Here is a 13,764-nt window from a genome sequence, read left to right on the forward strand (position 1 = left end):
CCCCAGGCCGATCCTTGCGGGGTGGTCATGGTTCCTGGCACTTTCAGTCGTCATCCTTCGGGAGTCCTGAGTAATCCACGCGGTGATGAACGGGGGACGCCTCCTGCCCCTGAATCCCTGAGCCCCCGCGCAGCCGGCGAAGCGCGGCGCTCTGCTCGTGGTCAGCAACGGCCATTGCGCGCTGGTCAATGGTGGCGTCATCCTCGTAGGCATCCTCAAGAGGCACCCAGTCTTCGATCTCAAGTTCTTGCCGCCATGATGGTCCGCGTTCCGACGCCGAGGACGGTGTCTCGACTGCCCCCGGCTGGCGCTGCTGGGCCCCCTGCTGCCGATAGCGGGCCTGCCTAGCTTGGATCGTGTCCATGGCCCAGCGGTCCAGTTCCTGCGGTGTTTCTGTCGGTGCAAGTGGGAACGGGTAATCCTCCAGTGGCTTGACGTCCTCAGGGTCCCAGGCAACCGTGAGGCAGCGCTCGATCACACCAAGGCCGATGACCCCATGGGCATGCTGCTGCATCGCCTGGAGGAGCCGCTTTGCAAGCCGTGCGCTGCCGGTCATGAAAGCCTCGGTCGAAAGTTCAACCGGTAGAACTACCGCCTTTGGATCTCCGCTGAGCAGCCTGTTCCCCCCTTTGTCGGTGTTTCGCGCCCCGGCGAAGGTGGCGATCGCGACCCTGCTTACCGCCTGAACCAGCTGTTGCAGTTCGTCGGCGTCCTTGCTGTCTACCGGCACAGGATCAATCGGCTCGTTCCCGATGTCGAGATTAAACGTCCAGAATCCGGCCTGGTCACTGGTGAAAGTGAGTCCGCGCCGGTAAAACCCGGCTTTGTTCTTTTGCCAGAACCGAGCGAGCGCCCGGCGGCGCGCGGCCATGGCGCGCAATTTGATTCGTGATGCGGCCTTCTCATGCGCTTGAATTTGCTCCACGCGCTCAGCGCCACGTGGCCCTGATCGCAACTTCGTGTCCCCCGCTACCTTTTTGGACCCTGTCGTTTCCAACGCGTGCATCTCCTGGGCTTTGGCAATGGAACTTGGATTTACAGCCCCGCCGCCGTCAGCAAGGAGCGTCATCACGCGCTTCGCGAGGAACGGGGCCAGGGAGAATGCAAGATCTGGCACCTCGACCATGTTGCCGGTGATGGTTTCCACAGTGGTGGTTGACCCGTCGAACGGTCGCTTCGGGTCCCCCGTCATGTAGCGATGCAACGCACTCAGGGCGACTTCAAACGCCACCTCTTCGGCAGGTTTGTTCTCAATGTCATCGCGGGAGATCCGGAGCAGTTCGACGTTACAAGCCCACCGATGCGGCGGCCAACGGTACATAACCAGTCCGCGGACGGGAAATGAGTTTTTCTCTGTAACCCATTGACGGGTCATCGGTGCAGGAGGTCGCATTAAATTAATCTTGAAAAAGGTGGAGTTCGGGCGTCCCGAACTTGGCTGATTCATCAGCTTTTCTCGATTATCGTTCACCCGAGGACTGGCGCTGGAGTGACCGACACAGACGGCTGCGGGTTGGTCTGGACGAAGCAATGCTTTGGTCCCTTGAATAGCGAGATACTTTCTGTATTCTGAATCTATGAAATTAGAACACCCATCCCTCCGCCATTTTCCCCACACGTTCGGACTCACCGAGGACATCGAAGGCGACGCTCAGATCGGCTTCCTCGATCCGTCCTCCGGGATCTCCGTTCATGCTGTCGATGAGAGCACTTGCGGCCGATTCGCGGGTACGCCGGAGATGTATCAACTGAACATCGAGGTCCATGTCATGGATGGCGTTCCAGGACATTCCGGCCGTGTGCTTGCGCTGCAGCTTTGAGCTCGACCTGGGAGACGGGCATCTTTTTGCGCGCCGTACTCTCTTGCGCACGGACTCCGGTTACATTGCAGATATCCGCTTTGGGAAGCGCTTTCGCAGCGCTGCCGTGATTGGGCTGGACTTGGCCTCGGAGGTGCAAAACCGCATCGCCGGCGTGCTCCAGGGCAGGACGAGCTTCACGCAGGACAGATCCCCATAGCGCGCGACGTTGGTGTGCCACCGCCCTTGCCAACGGTCCATCAAGTCACCCGCAGCCCGCTTGACGACCATCAGCTCCCAGCCGAGGTGGTCAGCCAGTCGCTGGCAACTGGGAAGGCTGTCCTTCCACTCGACGCGACCCAGATCGGCATGCACCAGGACGCGCGGACCCGTGTGCCCGATACGGTTCAGGTGCTGGTTGACCTGCAGCGCTGCAGCGGTTCCGTCCTTGCCGCCGCTGACGCCGATGGCCACCACGACATTGGCGGCGAGCAGCTGCTCTATTGCAGGCGTCATGGACAGCTTCAGGTCCTTCCCGCTGGTCAGCGCTGCGCGGGGCATGAACACCAGCGGAGCGCCGGCGACGGGGGGGTTGCGGCAGGCCGCCAGTCAGATCCATCACGCACCGCCCTTCTTGACCTTCGACGGCCTCTTCGCAGAGCCCGCTTTGCCGGGCTTGTCTGGTTTCGAGGCCTTGGCAGCGGCAGGCGGTGGCCCATCCTTGGGCGGCAGCGGCTCAGCCTGTCCCTTCTGCGCGGTTTTCATGAGCCGCTCATTCTGGCGTTCGAGCCGGCGTGCCTGTTCGGCTGCAGCTTTTTCGCTGCCTGCGGCGACGTCGGCCACCGCAAGCTTGTTGCGTCCGTCTTCCGTCATCCTGATCGGCCGGCCCCGCCCGGTCGTGATCACCCAGCCCCGGTCTTCTTCGCGTTTCATCATCGCGGACAGGCGACGGGTGTCGCGCGGGCTGGCGTTGTCACCGAGCATTTCTGCGCCGAGACGGGCCAGCGTGAGGCCTTCGGGGAAGGTCGCCAGCTTCGCCAGCACCGTCAGGCGATCGAGGACCACCCAGTCGCCGCTGGTTTGACGCAGGTTGGCTTCCAGCAAGCGGCGCTCGCTTTCGGCGTCCCTGGCGATGGAGGCTTCGTTGGAGACAACCTCTTCCTTTGGGCCCGCGGCATAGCTGTCATCGGCGGCGGTGTAGCGGCGGCGCGGGGAATCCGAGCCGGAGTCACTTCCGCCGTCATCGGCGCGGCCGAGGAAGCCTGAATAGTTGCCGGCGCCGCTCACGGGACGCGCCTTTGGCACGTAGTGCTGCAGCTGGTGCTCAGCCTGCTCGATGCTGGCGATCCTGTTCTTGGCGCGTTCGAGGCGCTGGTCCAGGCTTTCGCCCGGCAGGCCGCCCCTGAGGGCGCGCAGCGCTTCAAGTTTGCGGGCCACACCGGCGTTGATGTCGTTCTGGCTCCAAGGTACTGGTTGCATGTTGATGTCACTCCTGAGGCGGTTGCATTCATGTTTGTCACTCGATTCATCGTTATCGAAATGGACGAAAGTTCAAGGGCCAAACAAGGCCTAGCTGCAGCTCTTTTTTTGCACTCGACGCGGGACGCGCCGAGTAGCGCCACTCGAACAAACCGCCGCCGAGTGGTTGTCTTGCGAGGATTCCGGTGCCTCCAGCTACATGCGGACTTGCGGCACCACGTGCGCCGGCGCTGAGCGCCCGAGGACCGCGCACGGAATCACACGATTGGAGTCATCAAAGCCCTTGGAGGCGATGAAACGGCACGGATCCACCACAGTGGGGAACGAGTCAGCGCTCGCGGTGAAGGGAACCATGCGCAGGACCACGGCGTTCGCCTGGTGGCCGGGCCAGTGCAGCATCGCAACCCCCTGGCGGCCTTCGGCGATCACGAGGCCTTCGAACCCCAGCGTCTGCGCCAGCGCGGTACCGTCGCGCGCCACGCGCTCCAGGGACCACCAGCTCCAGTCGCTGTCGGTGAGGATCGCGCCGTGAGGATAGGCCTTCCACATCGCGCTCACGGCCGTGCCCGGCTTGAAGCGCGACAGGCAGCTGGACCACCAGAAAAGGAAATGCGCGTACGCGGCCCGGCCCACCGCATCCTGGGGCGTCAGGTCCTGGCCGGCATACAAACGCTCGATGTCGTCATCGGAGTTGGCCAACGCGGCAGGAAGGCCGGTTCGTTCCAGAACGCTGCTGATAACTTCAGACATGGCTGCTCTCCTTGGTGACTGCCTTGCGGCCGGGGTGGTTGGAACGGGTCAGGCCGTGGGCGCGCCGGCCAGCGGCATCACGCTGTGCCGGCGCGCTGTCAGCGACGGGTCGCTCCGGGAATGCCACAGCGCTGTGATCGAGTGACAGCACAAAGGCGATCCAAACGGCCAGCGCGCGGGTGGGCTGCGAGCGCGGCGCGTGCCATGCCTTGGTGCGGACAATCAGCGATTCCAGGCGCACCAGCAGCTTCTGTTCGGCAGCAGAACCGAAAAGGCCGAACTGGCGCGCGATCTTGATTTGCCTGTACTGCGCGCACCAGCGGTCGATGCGCTGCAGCTCGGCGCGCCAGCTGTCCCGGAAGGCGGTACCGGGCTGTGGCGACTCCGGTGTAATCGGGTGTTCGGCCTGCAGCGTCTCGAAGCCGCGCATCTGCTGCAGGGCGTCCAGTGCCCAGGTCGGCATGCCGCCGAGCCCGGCCTCGACCTCTGCGGCCGTCAGCTCCACCATGGCGATGTCCACCGCGATCTGCTGCGCAAGGTGCGCCATCTTCATGGCGGTCGAAACCCAGCCTGGCGGGCGTTTGCTGGCCTGGCTGGGAGGCGTTGTAAGGTCGGCACCCTCTGCAGACGGCGAGACCAGGTCGACCTTTCCCAGCCACTTGCGCAGTTCCTCGCTGCGCCAGACCATCTGGTGCTGCAGCCAGTTCGTGGCTTGGTCCAGGCGCTGTGGATCCGCAAGCTCGATGTCGCTGTCCCGCGCGGCGTCCCGGAGCCACTGGATATCCACGGTCAGCGGCTCAAGCAGGCTGATATGGCCCAGCGCCTCGAAAACCTCCGATGTCGTCAGCGTCACGGCCATGCCCTGCCCCACCTGGTCAGACAACCTGATGCTGCCCAGGCCTGCCCAGTCCAGTGGCAACATTGGCGCGGATCCGGCGGGCGCAGCCTCTTCGCCGAGCGCGGCACCGGGCGCAGCGTCAACCTCCCTGCCCGCGCTGGCTTCCTGGCGCGCGCGCGCAGGCTTTTCGGGGCGCAGCGCATGCGCTGGTCCAGCGCCGGCAGCCTTGCCGCCCTCAGGCTTGTCCGCTTTGAGCATGGCGAACAGATCGAACGGATCCATCTCCAGCAGGCGCCGGCTTTTCCCCTTCCCCGCCTTGTGCTGCTCGATCGCGTTGCGCACCTGGTGCACCGGCGTCCGGCGCGGGCCCGCTGGCTCAACGCCTGTTGCCCCAGCCTTTTGCTCGCCCTGCCCTGCGTCGAGTGGATCTCCGCCTTGGGCCGCAGCCGCTTGCGCAGCCGGGCCAGCCTGAACCGGTCCACCGGCATGCTCATCCGCCGGTACGCCGCCGGCAGCGTCCGGCTTTGCACCGGTGGCGCTTGAGGCCTCTCCCGCCGCCATCTCCAGCGGGTCGCCCAGTTGCGATTCAGGCGTTGGGCCCGCCTGGCGCATGCGCTTGACAATCTTCTGTGCCAAATCAGCCGCGACAACCTTTTCCGAGGCGCTGGCCTTCGCTGTGCGTTCACCGGTCTCGTGATTGACGGTTGTGGTCGCATCGAGCACGGCTTTCACGATCTTGGGTTTGGCGATCCGTCCCGGTTTACCGGTGCCGGGCTTCTTCCCGCTGGCCAGCCCTGCCCGCGTTTCCTCCAGCCGGGTGATTTCCTCCGGGGTCGCACCCGCGTGCAGGGCGTTCAGGTCCACCCGGTCGCTGCCTTCCTTCCAGATCCCGGCCGCAGCGGCAGCGTCACGCTCAAGCTTGGTGGCCTTGGCGATCTGCTTGAGGCGAACGTCGGTGTATTTGGACTCCCACAGGCTGAGCAGCGCGGGGACGTGGCCAGCGGCCAGCTGCTCGGGCGCGACCTTGAACTTGAACGCCAGCGCGGGCGACTCCTGTTTGCTCAGCCCTCGCAGCTCCGGCACACCCGCCGGCGAGCGCGGAAGGAACGCCAGCGCGCGGCGCTGCACCGGATCCAGTGCGGAAGCATCGAATTCCAGGACGCAAGGGACCGTGCCTGGCATGTGAACGGCAATCAGCTGAATCATGATGGAACTCCTGGGACGGGGAACGTGGAAGCGGAGATTTGCCCGGCGTGAGTCGGTGCGGGCGAGGCGGCACCGGGCGTGGCCTTGTCGTCGTCGGCACCTTCACCAGAAAGCAGCGGCCCGAGCTGGTCGATTTCAGTCAGGCGGCGCGCGGTAGCCTCGGCCCTGGCTTTCTTGCGGGCAGAGTGCGGACTGACCGCACCGGCATAAGCGCCGACGACAGAGATTCGTCCGTGGCCCATGGCTTCGGTGAGCTGCTTGTAGGTGACGGCCTGGTGGACAGGATCTTCGTGCTGACCATTACCGCCACGCACGGTGGGCGTGATTCCGGCCGCTTCCAGGCGATCACAGGCGAACCCGGCGCGCAGCCCGTGCCCAGTCACGCCGAGCGCCTTTTTCGTGATGCCAAAGCGGGCCATCACGTTCTCGTACCGGTATTGGTTTTGCGCGAGGGTGAACTGCGGGGGCGGCAGGAACTCGCGGTCATCCAGAAACTTGATCTCTTCGCGCAGCAGCAGCGCGGCGCTGACGCCGAGCAGGTCGCTCACATCGACGACGCGCGGGCGGCCACCCTTTGTGCCGTCCACCAGGTAGATGTGGATCAGCGACCAGTCGGCCTGGCCCGTGCCCGCCACCCGGCCGGGGCCAATGTCCCGCATGGGGCGCAGGCGCAGCGCTTCCATCTTGCGAAGGCCGAACGCATGCTGGGCGAGCAGCACCAGCCCAACCCAGCGCTCATAGCGGGCGACTTCGAGGATCAGCTTTTCAGGATCGAGGCCGTTGCCCTCCCACGACTTGTCCGTCTTGGCGACCAGCTGGCGCTTGCAAACCTTGCGGCCCAGCGCCTCACTGAAAACCGTGACGAACTCGGGCTTGCCGATCCAGCGCGCAAGGTGCCGGCAATAGGTGGCATAGCCCGCCGCCTGGGCCGGGCCGAAGTCGCCGCGTTCGACTTTAGTGCGGATGTGGCCTGCCAACGCCTTGAAGTGACGTTCATCGAGTGACATGGGATTGGCAAGCCGGCTGAAACCGAGCTCACGGCGCAGCCACTCGAAGATCTGCATCACATTCTGAAAAGCCCTCTTCTGGGTGATGTGGGACGTAGTGCGCGAATCGCCCTTGACCTTGCGCTTGCAGTGCTTGGCGATCAGGGTGGACAGCCGCTGGCGCCAATCACCTGATTCCACCCGCGACAACCCGGCCCGAGCGCCCATCTCCATAGTGAAAGTCATCGAGTTCACTGTTCACCCCCCTGCTGGCCGGTCTTTTCGGCTTTCTTCGGGAACAGGACGCGGCCGACATAGACCAGACGGTCCTTGTATTTCGTGACGGCATCCTCGATGTCGAGGCCGGTCCAGCACAGCGAGGTGCGGTTGCGCTGCTGCATGAAGTCGACCATTTCGGCAAACAGGACCTGGTGCCGCGCCATGTCTTTGTAGACCTTGGCCCCGCCACCATGGCCGCAGCGCAGGAGGTCGTATCCCGAGACGATGCCTTGGGCGGCGCTCAGCTCGATCTGGAGGGCATCCTCACGCACCAGTCCGGCTTCACGGGCCAGCCGGTCCACGAAATAGTGTGTTTTGTCGCGCTGGGCACGCAGGTAATCGCTGCGTTCTTGCAGTTGCTGGGGGGTGAGCTGGCGGCCACCGGTGCGTTCACGCACATTGGCGCTGAAATCCGGCCAGAACTCATCGATGGAGCCGAGCATGCCGTGCTTGTTGAGGGCCAAGGTCCAACTGCGCAGGGTGCCCCAGCGGTTGTAGATGGTCTTGCGCGACAACTGGCGCTGTTTCCAGTTTTCCAGCAAGGCGCGGGCATGGCGCAGCCCGAAGCTGGTCACATCGGTAATCTGGAAACCCATGGCGCGGAGTTCGGTGTACGCGGTCACCAGGCGTTCAATGCGCTCGTGGAGGACGCGGCGCGAGGGGAATTCACCCAGGAACCGGGCGCGGTCGGTGAGGATCACGCTGATCTGCTCGGGAATCGGCAAATCGCGAATCTGGTCGGCAAGAGCACTGCCGGGCTGGGTCTGAGGCGCGCGCGCATGGGGCGCGGCTGCGGCATGGACCCGGTTGTATTGAACAGGCGTGTGTGTGCTTGACTCGCGATGTGCCAGCGAGGCGGTCAGCGTTGTAGTTTGTGTCGTCATAGCAAGCTCCATCCGGTTAAAGGGTTCGTCCCGATCCGGCTGTCGCAAGCGTTTTTCTCTGTTGGCGGGCAGATACCCGGGCGTGGGGGTTCAGACAAAGGGATGCCATCCCGCTATCTGCCAGTTTGAAACGGCTCTGGTGCCGTGGACTTGCTGTCACGTCGAGGAATCTAGCTCCGGAGTCCTCACTCCCCTGTACATCAGGCCAGCAATCAAGTCGTGTTGAACTTGACTGCCGTGGCACCGTTTCGCCGGTGAACGCGTCTCTATCCCAATCAACTCCCTTACTCCCGCATAGACGATGCGGGAGAGCCCCATGTGCTTTGACAGCTATGTGCTGTCCCTACGAGTGGTAGGCCTACGAGTGGTAGGTGTGATGAGGATGGACTCAGCGAAACCGCGATCTGGCGCTGGCTGCTGTGATTGTTTAGAGATCTGCCACGGATGGCAGCGGTGAGTACCTTTCGTTGTCGCCGTGTCCTGGCGACGACCCTTTATCCCCGGTCGCTGGCGTGCGTTCGGGGGGTCGCAGTTCGTGAAGGTGCGCGTCTCCAAAGCCTCATAAGAGGGCCAGTGGACGGCGATTTTCACGCTGCAACGGGTGCGACTAAATTTGACGGTTCCGCCTGCTTTCCCCGTCTCGCAAAGGCGAAAAACGAGTGGAAAGCCTCGCAGATACTACGTTCTACAACACTCTGTCTTGTTCAAAGGCGAAAAGTGTTGGTTCAAAGGCTGGATTCGTAGCGAATCCATTGCGCAGAACTCAGGTCCTGCTGATTGAGATCTTCGATCTCCTGGCTCCTCAAAGTGGAGCTGACTTGCTGCGACAGCGATTGAAATATAGCACAGCCCGATTTCAAAGCGCAAGATCTGTATTCGTCGAGCAACGATCTTTTTGCAAGGGCGGGTTTTACCTCGCTCCTCCAAGCTTTGACACACACCGCGTCAATTCACGGCACAGAGGCGAAATACAGAGCCCGCAGTGACGCGCTCCAGCGCGGCGCTGTCGTTCATTTGCATATATGGCGTCTTTTCCGCCTGTTTTCCCCGGCAACAGGGTGTGACCATCTGGCCATCTTCAACTTTCCAGGGAAATCCAGATGAATGAAATCGTAGCCATCGACCTCGGGTACGGCCACACCAAAATAGTGAGCCAAGGCAGGGACGGCGAACCCAAGCGGATGATGTTCCCATCGGTCGCGCCGATAACCACTCGCGAACGAACGGCAGAGTCGAACGGCATGAGCAGCCTTCGCACCGTGACCGTGAGCGTCGGCGCGAACAACTACGTCATCGGCAAGGATGCATACCTCGAGGCCGATTCGAACTACTCACGTTCGCGTCTCGAAGAGTATTCGCAGACGGACGGATACCACGCGCTGATGCTTGGCGCGCTCGCGCTGTCGGGCCTTCGGGAGATCGACCAGCTCGTGATTGGGCTACCGTTGACCACCCTTGATACGTACCACAGTGCGATGAGCTCGAAATACCTGGGCGAGCACAGTATTGGTGCCACCTACGCGAGACGAAAAGTTGAGCTCGTGGTCCGCAACGTTGTCGTCACTTCGCAGCCTGCTGGTGCGATGATCAGCGCCGTTGCCGCCCAGCCCGGCCTGAAGAAGACGACGAACCTGGTAATCGACATGGGCTACTTCACGATGGATTTCCTCATGTGCGAAGGGTTGCGCCCGTACTACAAGCGGTCAGGCGCCATTCAGGGAGGAATGAGCGGGTACTACGATCACCTGAAAGGCCTGGTCGCTGAAAAGATTTCCAGCGAAGGCCTGCCGGCCCAAAGCACCGTCGACGACTTCCGGTTGGAAGAGGCACTGAGCCAAGGCGTCCAGGGAGAAAGTGGGCGAATGGTTTACAGCCTGCGGATCGGGAGGCTGGAAGTGGACATCACCGACTGCGTCGAGCGCGCCTCAACGCGATTGAGTGAATACCTTGATCGCATGATGACCACGCTGGGCGGCGGGAGCTCCATGGGAATCATCAGCTCGGTGGTACTCGCCGGCGGCGGCGCGCGAATGATTCTTCCGGCCGTGACGGAGCGCTTTGGAAAGACCCATGACATCGTGATGCAAGATGCGTCACAGTACGCCATTGCGAACGGGTTCCTCCACTTTGGCATTGCCAGCGCGAAGCGCGCTGCTGCACAGGTCTGATTTCGTGCCCCATCGATCGGAACGCGAATGAACGCACCCATCAAACTCCGAGGCACGATTTCGGACAGGCACGGCATCTTTTCTGCCTGCGTGGATATGCCGCCGCGCGCTTGCTTTCAACTACTGCTTACCCTTGCTGACGAGGCCTTGGCTTCACGAAGTAGCATGGCCAGGTTGTTGCATGAGGGACATCCATTGAGGGCGACACTTGAGCATTTGAGCTCGCACGAAGCCCTGGTCCTTCTGATCGGCCTCACCGGCGTGCGCCCGGGCTGGGAGCAGCAGGTCTGCGACGTTCCGCGGCCAGCTAGTGCGGCACCCGCTTCGTTGTCCAGTGACAAGGCCCCGCAGGCCGCTTCCGTGCCCGCGCCCGCGCCCGTGGCAGTGACAACAAGTACTGGGGTGGATTTCGAGGACGGTGACTTTGAAATTTTGTCTGGCCGGCCAGGGTAGTTTTGTCACTCAAGCACGATTTCCGAGTCGTTCCAGAATAGAGACATCTGAACTCAAAAGGGGTACTCGAAATGAAACAACTGCTCAAATCCTACTCGGCCAAAGCCTACGGTCTCGTGGCCGCCTGCAATGCCTACGTCAATGCAGCCGGCTACGAGGTCGGCCAAATCGACCTCGCCCAGTACCAACGGAGCGTGAAACTGGAGAAATACCGCAATAAGGTGGTTTTTCCCGCCAATCTGGGCATCCTTCCGGTGGCAGTATTCAGTGTCGGAGTGACATACCGTGCGGTGGTCGGCATCTTTGCCTGTGCCATGCTGCGCGGGATGCGCGCTCTGATGATCAAGACTGAAGGCCGCCAGAAGCTGCGCAAGCTGCCTCAGGTCGACCTGCAGGAGAACGCGCGAAACTAAGAGGTTGTTGTGGTTGACAAGCGAAAGTCTGGAAGTCAGGTGAAAACGAGGGTCAAGCGGCTATGGCACATTGTCGGCGCGTACGTCGCTGGGGTCACCGCCATGCTCCCGTACACGGCGTTCGCCGCCGGCGGGGCCCAGCTTTTCACAACGCCACCTGAGCAATGCATTGTTCCAGCCTCGGCTTACCACTCGGTCAACCCGTATGTCCTTCGAGCAATCCTCAACGTCGAATCAGGCTTGAAGTCTGGTGCACTGGGGAAAAACCAGAATGGTTCGGTTGACATCGGCATCGGCCAAATCAATTCAATTCATCTCAAGGAGCTCTCCCAGTTCGGGATAGGCCCTGCCCACCTTCAGGACGCCTGCATTGGAACCTACGTGGCCGCCTGGCATCTAAAAAAGGCGATTGCAGCCCGTGGCAACACTTGGGAGGGGGTGGCTTCATATCACAGCCGCACGCCCTACTTCAATAAGCGATACCAGGCGCTGCTCATCAACGAAATGATTCGAAGTGGCGCGATGCAGGGCCAGCATCTACCAATTCCCCCACTCAATCCTCCAGATCGAACCGCCGGCGCATCCCGTGCCGGTTCGAAGGCCGCGACCGACGGGGAGGACGCCGGATCAAATGTCGTGGTGTTTGACGGCGGGGCCAGCCAGTAGCACCGCTTCGCGCTGGCCTCAACGCATCATCTGGCGACGAGCACGATCTCTCGGCTCGACGGCTTAAAACCTGAAACTTTGTCTGGCCCATTCGGCCTTTGCATTTGGTAGGCCGCTGATTTTCGAATCGCGCTGCAGCCAGTAGCAATCCCTCCCGGAGAGTAAGTCCTCGTCCCGAAACTCCATCTTGGCGTCTATCACACCTCGAGGGAAGCCGACGATGCTCGGCCGGCTGCCGGAAGCCCCAGAGCACGCGCTGACCACGCCAACCATCACGTAAGTAAAAAGGAAACATTCCACCCCACCTCGGCAACCGAGGTCGCCGAACGCGCTTCGGCCTGTCGCTCTTCCTCGGCTGCCCGACATACAAACAGCGTGGCGTCAAACAAGGCACGTCCCTAGTATCGGCGGCCATGTCAGACATAAAAATCCTTTTTGGGAGGCGCCTGGTTGTCTTGCGCAGGAAAAAGAATTTCTCCCAAGAGGCCCTCGCAAATGAAAGCGGCCTTGCCCGTAGCTACCTGAGCAGCGTTGAGCGAGGGCTCACGAATATTTCAATCCTGAATATTGAACTGATCGCTGACATCTTGGGATACAAGCCGTACGAGTTGCTTTACTTCCCCAAGGGATGGATTCGAGAGAAAAGGAAGCCGAAGCGCTAATGATGATCAAGGAACCGGGCCTGACCCTAGGCAAAGCACTGACACGCTACAACGAGCGGATTTCCGTCCACAAAAAGGGGCACGTACAGGAGCGTTATCGGGCGAACTCGATCCGCCGCCACTCTTTGGCTCGAAAGAAGCTGCACGAAATTACGACGGTCGACATCGCGAGCTATCGCGATGACCGTTTGGCGACGCCCTTCGGCCCCGATGGAAAGACAATCTCCCCCAGCACGGTGAGGCTCGAGCTATCCCTGCTTTCGGACCTATTTACTGTCGGAGAGATCGAGTGGGGGGCGTGCGGGGGCAACCCTGTCTCAAAGGTACGAAAGCCGAAGATTCCACCGGGCCGCCAGCGGCGCCTTGAGAGGTTCGAGGAAAAACGCATCATCCGATACTGCACGGAGACAGGGAACGACCTGGTCTGCGCGATCATTTGCTTCGCTCTTGAGACGTCTATGCGCCGTGGCGAGATCCTGGGTCTGCGGTGGGAAAACGTGGACATGAGTGCCCGAGTTGCACATTTACCCGAAACGAAAAACGGCTCAAAGCGTGATGTGCCCCTTTCCCTGGCAGCAATGCGAATCCTGAATCGCATTGGTCCGCAAATGTCAGGGGTCGTGTTCGATTGCAACGTCAACCGCTTCAAGTCCGCGTGGCACCTGATTATCACCAAGACACGAATCCAAGACCTTCATTTTCATGACTTGAGGCATGAAGCGATTTCAAGGCTGTTCGAACTGGGCACGCTGGACATGATGGAGATCGCCGCGATCAGCGGCCACAAGTCGCTGCAGATGCTCAAGCGTTACACGCACCTCCGCGCTCGGCTGCTCGTTTCGAAGTTGGACGGCGGCAAAAGCTTCCATCGCGGCGTGCGGGCGATTATGCAGATTTTCTTGCCTTATCCTGCAAGCGTCTCGAATCTGGACGACAGATTTAAGCTCTCATTTCTTGACTTCATAGATATTGAGGTTGAGCACGAAGACAAGGACCGCGCCGTAGAGTTGGCGAGCAACGCGCTTCTCCGCCGCCTTGCAGGCCTGATGAAGGACTGCCGGATCCCGCCGCGTCCGAGTTTGGCGTTCGACGAAGAGGGTCCTGCCTACATGCTGATCAGCCCGATGTAGCCTACGCCGGGAAGGCTATGTTGGTCACAGTTGCTGGCTTGCCAATCCGGG

General features: G+C 61.6%; 13 protein-coding genes. 6 read left to right on the forward strand and 7 right to left on the reverse strand.

Features of this window, described 5'->3' with window-relative positions; translation table 11 throughout:
- Nucleotides 1-43 precede the first annotated feature (43 nt).
- A complete protein-coding gene (locus PSV26_RS03955) occupies nucleotides 44-1,447 on the reverse strand; it encodes a hypothetical protein (RefSeq protein ID WP_300568022.1) in 1,404 nt (467 codons plus the stop codon).
- Nucleotides 1,448-1,577: 130 nt separating this feature from the next.
- Between PSV26_RS03955 and PSV26_RS03960 the strand changes: the two genes are divergently transcribed.
- The gene (locus PSV26_RS03960; RefSeq protein WP_300568025.1) at nucleotides 1,578-1,820 is read left to right on the forward strand and encodes a hypothetical protein; all 243 of its coding nucleotides are present in this window, start codon (nucleotides 1,578-1,580) and stop codon (nucleotides 1,818-1,820) included.
- 60 nt (nucleotides 1,821-1,880) lie between these two features.
- Here the strand turns inward: PSV26_RS03960 and PSV26_RS03965 are convergent, their stop codons facing one another.
- The 6 genes from PSV26_RS03965 to PSV26_RS03990 form a co-directional block, all read right to left on the reverse strand.
- Complete coding sequence (locus PSV26_RS03965) at nucleotides 1,881-2,360, reverse strand: hypothetical protein (RefSeq protein ID WP_300568028.1); 480 nt, start codon at nucleotides 2,358-2,360, stop codon at nucleotides 1,881-1,883.
- A gap of 57 nt (nucleotides 2,361-2,417) precedes the next feature.
- Nucleotides 2,418-3,278 (reverse strand): hypothetical protein, encoded by an 861-nt coding sequence (locus PSV26_RS03970; protein ID WP_300568031.1) that lies wholly within the window; start codon nucleotides 3,276-3,278, stop codon nucleotides 2,418-2,420.
- Nucleotides 3,279-3,473: 195 nt separating this feature from the next.
- Complete coding sequence (locus PSV26_RS03975; protein ID WP_300568034.1) at nucleotides 3,474-4,028, reverse strand: hypothetical protein; 555 nt, start codon at nucleotides 4,026-4,028, stop codon at nucleotides 3,474-3,476.
- Nucleotides 4,021-6,072, reverse strand: a complete 2,052-nt coding sequence (locus PSV26_RS03980; protein ID WP_300568037.1) for a hypothetical protein — start codon at nucleotides 6,070-6,072, stop codon at nucleotides 4,021-4,023. Before PSV26_RS03980 ends, PSV26_RS03975 begins: the two co-directional genes overlap by 8 nt.
- Nucleotides 6,069-7,292 (reverse strand): integrase domain-containing protein, encoded by a 1,224-nt coding sequence (locus PSV26_RS03985; RefSeq protein ID WP_300568040.1) that lies wholly within the window; start codon nucleotides 7,290-7,292, stop codon nucleotides 6,069-6,071. Before PSV26_RS03985 ends, PSV26_RS03980 begins: the two co-directional genes overlap by 4 nt.
- 17 nt (nucleotides 7,293-7,309) lie before the next feature.
- Nucleotides 7,310-8,221 carry a phage integrase N-terminal domain-containing protein gene (locus PSV26_RS03990; protein WP_300568043.1) on the reverse strand — a complete coding sequence of 304 codons (912 nt, stop codon included), beginning with the start codon at nucleotides 8,219-8,221 and terminating at the stop codon, nucleotides 7,310-7,312.
- A gap of 1,100 nt (nucleotides 8,222-9,321) precedes the next feature.
- Between PSV26_RS03990 and PSV26_RS03995 the strand changes: the two genes are divergently transcribed.
- The 5 genes from PSV26_RS03995 (at nucleotide 9,322) to PSV26_RS04015 (ending at nucleotide 13,713) form a co-directional block, all read left to right on the forward strand.
- The gene (locus PSV26_RS03995) at nucleotides 9,322-10,389 is read left to right on the forward strand and encodes a PRTRC system protein D (protein ID WP_300568046.1); all 1,068 of its coding nucleotides are present in this window, start codon (nucleotides 9,322-9,324) and stop codon (nucleotides 10,387-10,389) included.
- 524 nt (nucleotides 10,390-10,913) lie between these two features.
- Nucleotides 10,914-11,255, forward strand: coding sequence for a hypothetical protein (locus tag PSV26_RS04000; RefSeq protein WP_300568049.1), 342 nt, complete (start codon nucleotides 10,914-10,916; stop codon nucleotides 11,253-11,255).
- A gap of 9 nt (nucleotides 11,256-11,264) precedes the next feature.
- The gene (locus PSV26_RS04005) at nucleotides 11,265-11,921 is read left to right on the forward strand and encodes a lytic transglycosylase domain-containing protein (RefSeq protein ID WP_300568051.1); all 657 of its coding nucleotides are present in this window, start codon (nucleotides 11,265-11,267) and stop codon (nucleotides 11,919-11,921) included.
- 413 nt (nucleotides 11,922-12,334) lie between these two features.
- Nucleotides 12,335-12,583: a helix-turn-helix transcriptional regulator gene (locus tag PSV26_RS04010; protein ID WP_300568054.1), complete on the forward strand. Its 249-nt coding sequence runs from the start codon at nucleotides 12,335-12,337 to the stop codon at nucleotides 12,581-12,583.
- Nucleotides 12,583-13,713, forward strand: coding sequence for a site-specific integrase (locus PSV26_RS04015; RefSeq protein ID WP_300568057.1), 1,131 nt, complete (start codon nucleotides 12,583-12,585; stop codon nucleotides 13,711-13,713). Before PSV26_RS04010 ends, PSV26_RS04015 begins: the two co-directional genes overlap by 1 nt.
- Nucleotides 13,714-13,764 lie beyond the last annotated feature (51 nt).

The organism is Polaromonas sp., assembly GCF_029945685.1.
In the GTDB taxonomy this organism is placed as follows: domain Bacteria; phylum Pseudomonadota; class Gammaproteobacteria; order Burkholderiales; family Burkholderiaceae_C; genus Polaromonas.

Coding starts and splice junctions, on each gene's coding strand:
- PSV26_RS03970 (WP_300568031.1), bottom strand. CDS start 3,278: ATGCAACCAGTACCTTGGAGCCAGAACGACATCAACGCCGGTGTGGCC.
- PSV26_RS03990 (WP_300568043.1), bottom strand. CDS start 8,221: ATGACGACACAAACTACAACGCTGACCGCCTCGCTGGCACATCGCGAG.
- PSV26_RS03975 (WP_300568034.1), bottom strand. CDS start 4,028: ATGTCTGAAGTTATCAGCAGCGTTCTGGAACGAACCGGCCTTCCTGCC.
- PSV26_RS03985 (WP_300568040.1), bottom strand. CDS start 7,292: ATGGAGATGGGCGCTCGGGCCGGGTTGTCGCGGGTGGAATCAGGTGAT.
- PSV26_RS03955 (WP_300568022.1), bottom strand. CDS start 1,447: ATGAATCAGCCAAGTTCGGGACGCCCGAACTCCACCTTTTTCAAGATT.
- PSV26_RS04000 (WP_300568049.1), top strand. CDS start 10,914: ATGAAACAACTGCTCAAATCCTACTCGGCCAAAGCCTACGGTCTCGTG.
- PSV26_RS03995 (WP_300568046.1), top strand. CDS start 9,322: ATGAATGAAATCGTAGCCATCGACCTCGGGTACGGCCACACCAAAATA.
- PSV26_RS03980 (WP_300568037.1), bottom strand. CDS start 6,072: ATGATTCAGCTGATTGCCGTTCACATGCCAGGCACGGTCCCTTGCGTC.
- PSV26_RS04010 (WP_300568054.1), top strand. CDS start 12,335: ATGTCAGACATAAAAATCCTTTTTGGGAGGCGCCTGGTTGTCTTGCGC.
- PSV26_RS04015 (WP_300568057.1), top strand. CDS start 12,583: ATGATGATCAAGGAACCGGGCCTGACCCTAGGCAAAGCACTGACACGC.
- PSV26_RS03965 (WP_300568028.1), bottom strand. CDS start 2,360: ATGCCCCGCGCAGCGCTGACCAGCGGGAAGGACCTGAAGCTGTCCATG.
- PSV26_RS03960 (WP_300568025.1), top strand. CDS start 1,578: ATGAAATTAGAACACCCATCCCTCCGCCATTTTCCCCACACGTTCGGA.